This window comes from Iodobacter sp. BJB302 (assembly GCF_002735645.1).
Taxonomy (GTDB): Bacteria; Pseudomonadota; Gammaproteobacteria; order Burkholderiales; family Chitinibacteraceae; genus Iodobacter.
Genome location: NZ_PDZG01000166.1, coordinates 1 through 1,627, shown reverse-complemented (window position 1 = coordinate 1,627; position 1,627 = coordinate 1). Strand labels below are relative to the sequence as shown.

Sequence of the window (1,627 nt, the reverse complement as noted above, 5' to 3'; positions counted from 1 at the left end):
TTGAGATACTCCCTTTTCAGGGATTCCAACTTACTCAGGGGGCTGGTTACTTATCATGTCGCGTATTCCCAAGGCTCGTAAAGATGCCATTTTAAGCAAAATGCTTGCTCCTCATCCGGTCAGCATCAGGCAGTTGGCATTGCAAGAAAACCTCTCCGATGCCACGCTGTACAATTGGCGCAATCATCTTCGCCAGGAGGGCCGCTCCGTGCCCGAACATCATCGCAGCAGTGAAAACTGGTCTGCTCAAACCCGTTTTGCCGTGGTCGTCGAGACCATTGCCATGTCCGAAATCGAGCTCAGCGAATATTGCCGTGCCAAGGGTTTATTCCCGGAGCAAGTGAAACAATGGCGCGATCTCTCCATTCAGGCGCGCAGGGCCAGGCTGAAGCCAGCACGCCGGAGCAGGCACAAGAAAACAAAACGCTCCGCAAGCAAAACAAGCAGCTGGAGCGGGAAATTCTGCGTAAAGATAAGGCACTGGCGGAGGCGGCAGCATTGCTGATTCTGCAAAAAAAGGTGCGCGCCCTTTGGGGCGAACCCGAGGAAGACTGACATCACAGGACCAACGAAAGCAGCTGATTTCGTGGATTAGACAAGCTTGTCATGCGGGTGCGAGCTTATATCGTGCCTGTGAAATCATCGGCATTTCGGTGCATAGCTGGTATCGCTGGCAAGCCGCAGGTAAGGTGATCGCGGATCAGCGGCCCTTGGCCAAACGGAGTGATCCGGTGAATAAGCTGAGTGAAACGGAGCGTCAGGCGATTTTATCGGTCTGTAACAGTCCAAGTTTTAACAGCGTTCCGCCCAGCCAGATCGTGCCTATTCTGAGCGACGAAGGTCGCTATTTAGCTTCTGAATCAACGATGTACCGCGTACTGCGTCAAGCCAATCAGCTTCAGCATCGTGGGCGGGCCGCCAAAGCGGTGCGCAAAGCCAAGCCGACCAGCTTCACCGCCACCGGCCCAAATCAAGTCTGGATGTGGGATATCACCTGGCTGCCCAGTCAAGTGAAAGGTGAGTATTACAAACTGTATATGATCGAAGACCTGTTCAGCCGCTATCCGGTGGGCTGGGAAGTGCACGCAGAAGAAACAGGGGAACTGGCCGCTGAGCTGCTGCAACGCAGCGTACTGACCCAGCGCTGCAGCATGAATCCGCTGGTTTTACATTCAGACAATGGTGCGCCGATGAAAAGTTACACCCTGAAAGCCAAAATGGAGAAGCTGGGGATCGCCTCCTCATTTAGCCGGCCTCGCGTCAGCAATGACAATCCCTATGCAGAAGCCTTGTTTCGCACGCTGAAATACTGGCCCGCCTGGCCGCATAAAGGTTTTGCCAGTCTGGATGAAGCAAGGCAATGGGTGAGGCGCTTTGTGGATTGGTACAGCCATACGCACCGACACAGCGGCATCAAGGGCAGGACAAAGCATTATTAGAAAAACGCCATGCCCTCTACCAAGCCGCCCGCTTGGCACGTCCAGAACGGTGGCGTAACACGACGCGAAACTGGAGCTGGTAAGATGAAGTGCAATTGAACCCGGACCGGGTCATTGAGCCTAAAACAAGCGAGGAATTACAGGTCGCTTAAATCGTAAAAACATCTCAACTACTTTGACAATTACCG

At 53.5% G+C, this 1,627-nt stretch carries 1 pseudogene; it reads left to right on the top strand.

Annotation, left to right across the window (positions count from 1 at the left end):
* The first annotated feature begins 55 nt into the window (after positions 1 to 55).
* Positions 56 to 1,591, top strand: a pseudogene (locus CSQ88_RS22385) (IS3 family transposase).
* Positions 1,592 to 1,627 lie beyond the last annotated feature (36 nt).